This window comes from Halorhodospira neutriphila (assembly GCF_016584055.1).
Taxonomy (GTDB): Bacteria; Pseudomonadota; Gammaproteobacteria; order Nitrococcales; family Halorhodospiraceae; genus Halorhodospira; species Halorhodospira neutriphila.
Genome location: NZ_NRSH01000158.1, coordinates 1 through 4436, shown reverse-complemented (window position 1 = coordinate 4436; position 4436 = coordinate 1). Strand labels below are relative to the sequence as shown.

At 74.3% G+C, this 4436-nt stretch carries 4 protein-coding genes; 1 reads left to right on the top strand and 3 read right to left on the bottom strand.

Translation table 11 applies throughout. The features are described from left to right. Window positions 1-1000, top strand: a 1000-nt coding sequence (locus CKO13_RS10875) for a translocation/assembly module TamB domain-containing protein (protein ID WP_200260838.1), incomplete at its 5' end; no start/stop codon positions are given. Between the two features lie 23 nt (window positions 1001-1023). On the opposite strand, the gene CKO13_RS10870 is transcribed toward CKO13_RS10875, so the two are convergent. The 3 genes from CKO13_RS10870 to CKO13_RS10860 all read right to left on the bottom strand — a co-directional run. After that, window positions 1024-2790, bottom strand: coding sequence for a SulP family inorganic anion transporter (locus tag CKO13_RS10870; protein ID WP_200260835.1), 1767 nt, complete (start codon window positions 2788-2790; stop codon window positions 1024-1026). Further along, the gene (locus tag CKO13_RS10865; protein WP_200260832.1) at window positions 2780-4045 is read right to left on the bottom strand and encodes a YeeE/YedE thiosulfate transporter family protein; all 1266 of its coding nucleotides are present in this window, start codon (window positions 4043-4045) and stop codon (window positions 2780-2782) included. Before CKO13_RS10865 ends, CKO13_RS10870 begins: the two co-directional genes overlap by 11 nt. A gap of 175 nt (window positions 4046-4220) precedes the next feature. After that, the coding region (locus CKO13_RS10860; RefSeq protein ID WP_242468012.1) for a LuxR C-terminal-related transcriptional regulator at window positions 4221-4436 on the bottom strand (216 nt) is incomplete at its 5' end.

Below are 4436 nucleotides of genomic sequence, written 5' to 3'. Positions count from 1 at the left end.
TGCCGCCCCAGCTCGCCGAGCCGCCGAGCTCGCCGCCTCCCTCGAGGGCGAGCGGCTCGAGCTCGGCCAGCTGCCGCGGGCGCGGCTGCGCGTCTCGCCGGACCTGACCGTCCGCGCGGAGCCCGGCACGGTCCGGGTGGACGGCCGCGTGGCGATCCCCGCCGGGCGGATCGAGATCCAGGAGGTGCCGGAGAAGGCGGTCTCCCGCTCGAAGGATGTGGTCATCGTCGGCGAGGCCGCCGGCGAGGAGGCCGGCGCAGAGGCGGGCGAGCCGGTCCCCGAGGGGTGGCGGGTGAGGGCGGATGTCGAGATCGGCCTCGGCGACGAGCTGGCGCTCTTCGCCTTCGGGGTGGAGGGGAAGCTCGGCGGGGCGCTGCGCGTGCTCTACAGCGAGGAGTCCGGGCCCGAGGCCTTCGGCGAGCTGCGCATCGACGAGGGGCGCTACCGCGCCTACGGCCAGCGGCTGCGCATCCGCCGCGGCCTGCTGCTGTTCACGGGGCCGGTCAACCGCCCGCAGCTCGACATCGAGGCGGTCCGCCGCATCGAGCGCGACGAGGTCACCGCCGGGGTGCGCGTCGAGGGCTACGCCGACGCGCCCGAGGTGAGCCTGTTCAGCGAGCCGGCCATGGCCGAGACCGACGCCCTCTCCTACCTCATCCGCGGGCGGCCCATGGGGGCCGAGGGGCCGGGCGAGGACGCCATGCTCGCCCAGGCGGCCCTGGCGCTCGGCGTCTACGGCGGCGGCAAGATCGCCTCCTCGGTGGCCGAGCAGCTCGGCGTCGAGGACTTCGAGATCGAGACCCGCGGCCAGGGCGAGGGCGCCGAGGTGGTCGTCTCGGGCTACGTCCGCCCCCGCCTCTACGTCGCCTACGGCGTCGGCGTCTTCACCCCGAGCAACACCGTGACGCTGCGCTACTTCCTGACCTGGCAGCTCTACCTCGAGGCGGTCAGCGGCGAGGACAGCGCCCTCGACCTGATGTACCGCTTCGAGATCGACTGACCGCGCCGCCGGCCGGCCAGGCGCTAGGCGCCGTGGTAGGGGGCGGCCCGCGGCAGCAGCGGGCACTGCGCGGCGTCGAAGCCCGGCTCGTCGATGCGCTGGTGGACGGCCCGGATCGCCTCGTCCTCGCTGCGGAAGATGTTCTCCCGGCCGATCTCCTCGGCGATCCCGGCGCGCTCGAGGACCTCCATGACCTGCAGCTTGACGCCGGCGAGCACCAGGGTGACGCCGTTGTCGCGCAGCTGCTCGTCGAGGTTGTGGAGCGTCTCGGCGCCCGAGGAGTCGATGGAGGTGATGCCGTCGCCGACGAGCAGCACGAAGCGCGCCTCGGGGTACTCGTGGTTGATCTCGAGCACCGCGTCCTCGAGGTGGCCGACGTTGGCGAAGTAGAGCGGGCCGTCGAAGCGCAGGGCGGCGATGTGGCGGCTCTCCGGCAGGCCGAAGCGGCGGGCGTCGCGCAGGGCGCCGTCCGCCGGGTGGCGGGAGAGGATCACCACGCGCGGGCGCATGGTGCGCAGCAGGTAGAGGACGATGGCCAGCACCCCGCCGAGGAGGATGCCGTAGTCGAGGTGGGGGGCGAGGGCGAGGCTGCTGACGAAGGTGGTTACCGCCACGGCGCCGTCCTGGCGGTGGGCCCGCCACGTCTGGCGCATCGCCTCGATGTTCACCAGGCTGCTCACCGCCATGATGATGATCGCCGCGAGCACCGCCACGGGCAGGTGGTAGAGCAGCGGGGTGAGCAGCAGCAGGGCCAGCGCCACGATCAGCGCCGTGAAGACCGAGGCCATGCCGGTGCGCGCGCCGCTGCTGTGGCTGATGGCGCTGCGCGAGAAGGAGGCGCTGATGGGGAAGGCCTGGGAGAGGCCGGCGGCGAGGTTCGCCAGCCCCTGGCCGACGAGCTCCTGGTTGGGGTCGATGCGGGCCCGGGTGCGGGCGGCGATGGCCTTGGCGATGGAGATCGCCTCGATGAAGCCCACCAGGGCGATCACCACCGCCGAGCTGAACAGCGTCGTGACCTGCTCCCAGTCGAGGCTCGGCAGGCTCAGCGGCGGCAGGCCGGCCGGGATCGCCCCCACCACCTCGCCGCCCATGCCCTCGAGGCCGACGAGGTAGCTGAGGGGCGTCAGCCCCGCCGCGGCCGCCAGGACGCCGGGGACGCGCGGCAGCCAGCGCCGGCAGGCGGCGATGATCGCCATCGCCGCCACCCCGAAGGCGAGGGTCGGCAGGTGGGCCTGCGGCAGGCGGCCGAGGACCTCGGCGACGGCGACGAGGATGCCGGTGTCGCTGGCCATGGGGACGCCGAGCAGGTCGTTGAGCTGCGAAAGGGCGATGACGATGGCCGCGGCGTTGGTGAAGCCGAGGATGACCGGGTGGGCGAGGAAGTTGACCAGCGTCCCCAGGGAGAAGAGCCCGAGGGCGAGCTGCAGCGTCCCGGCCATCAGGGCCAGGGTGATGGCGAGGGCGACGTACTCGCCGCTGCCCGGCTCGGCCAGCGGGGTCAGCGCCGAGGCGGTGAGCAGCCCGGTGACCGCCACCGGGCCGCAGGCGAGCTGCGGCAGCGAGCCCCAGACCGCGGCGACCATGACGGGCAGGAAGGCGGCGTAGAGGCCGTAGTGCGGCGGCATGCCCGCCAGCGCGGCGTAGGCCATCGACTGCGGGATCAGCACCAGGGCGACCGCCGCGCCGGCGCCCAGGTCCGCCCGCAGGCGCTCGGCGCTCGGCCGCGGCCACTGGTTGAAGGGGACGAGCCGGCGGGCGAAGGCCCAGCGGGCGGGTCGCTCAGAGGGCATCGAGCTGCCTCATGGCGGCCGGCAGGAGGCGCAGGTCGACGAGCCCGGTGAGCAGGGCCTTGCCGAGGGTGGCCTCCTCCTCGTGGAGCAGCCGGTAGTACTGCACCTTCATGGTCAGGGCGCTGCCGAGGAGGATGGCGAGCATCGTCACCGGGGCGCTGAGGGCCAGGGTGGCGGCGCCGGTGATCGCCTGGCCGAAGGTGCAGCCCATGGCCAGCACGCCGCCGACCCCCATCAGGAGCCCGCCGAGGAGGTGGTTGCCGAGGTCGGCCCGGGAGGCGAACCACTCCAGGCGCAGGGAGCGGCTGAAGAGCCCCGCCAGGAAGGAGCCGGCGATCACCCCGGCGGCGAGGGCGACGCCGATGGTGGCCAGGGCCGGGTCGAGGCCGTGGCCGACGTAGCCCGCCCCCTGGGCGACGGGGCCGACGAAGCTCAGCCCCTGGGGCGCGAGCAGCCGCGCGCTCTCCGGGCGCCCGGCCTCGCTGTCCGGGTGGTGGAAGGACCAGTTGGTGGCGTAGCTCTGCAGGTCCTGGCGCTGCCCGAAGTCGTCCACGACCCAGACGTTGCTGGAGATCAGGAGCACGGCGACCACCGCCGCCCCGACGGCGGCGCCGCCGAGCAGGTGCCCGCGGCTGCGCCGGAGCGCCGCCGAGCGCAGCGCCGCGTAGAGCAGCCCGAGGCACAGCGCCGCGGCGATGAGGGGGCGGACCCGGGCCGCCGCCTCGCCGGCGGCCAGGCTGGCGAGGCCCTGGCCGTGGGGGAGCTCGATGGCGAGCGCGTCGATCCAGCCGAAGAGCAGGCCCCGCAGGGGGAGCTCCAGGCCCGGCGGCGGATTGGTCATGTAGTAGGCGCTGACCCCCAGGACGGCGGCGACCACGAGGGACTTGAGGTTCCCGGCGCCGAGGCGCACGAGGACCTTGTTGCCGCAGCCGCCGCCGAGGGTCATGCCGACGCCGAAGAGCAGGCCGCCGAGGAGGTAGCCGGCCCAGGCGAAGTCGGCGCTGCGGTAGGGCGGCATGGTGCGCTCGGCGCCGATGAGCCCGAGGGGCTCGAGCAGCGCGACGCCGGCCGCGGCCACGGCGATGGCGAGCAGCCAGGCGCGCAGGCGCCGGAAGTCGCCCATGTTCACGGCGTCGGAGACGGCGCCCATGGTGCAGAAGTGGGTCCGGTTCACGACGGCGCCGAGCAGCACGGCGATAAGGAAGATGCTGCCGAGCAGGGCCCAGCGCGCGGCGGCGAAGGACTCGAAGGCCATGGTGAGCTCCCTTGCAGCGGCTCTTGTGCGCCCGGCTTCGGTCCGTAGGCGGCGCCTACCCCGCTCCGGGGCGCCGGGGCTGCATTGGGGCTCATTCTTCACAGGAGCGGGGGCGGGCGGAATACCCATTCGGTAATACGCCGGGGCGGCGGCCGCCGGGGCCGCCGCCCCCGCCCTAGCGGGCCGAGCGCTGGGAGCGCCCCAGGCCGAGGTCGAGCGCCTTGATGGCCGCCTCCACCCGGGAGTGGACCTCGAGCTTGCGCAGCACGGACTTGACGTGGAGCTTCACGGTGCCGTCGGAGATGCCGAGGTGGCGGGCGATAACCTTGTTGCTCTCGCCCTCGGCGAGGCGCTCGAGGATGTCGCGCTCGCGGGGGGTGAGGGCGGCGAA

Bases quoted from the DNA above. Each gene is read 5' to 3' on its own strand.
- CKO13_RS10870 (WP_200260835.1), bottom strand. From the start codon at position 2,790: ATGCCCTCTGAGCGACCCGCCCGCTGGGCCTTCGCCCGCCGGCTCGTC.
- CKO13_RS10865 (WP_200260832.1), bottom strand. From the start codon at position 4,045: ATGGCCTTCGAGTCCTTCGCCGCCGCGCGCTGGGCCCTGCTCGGCAGC.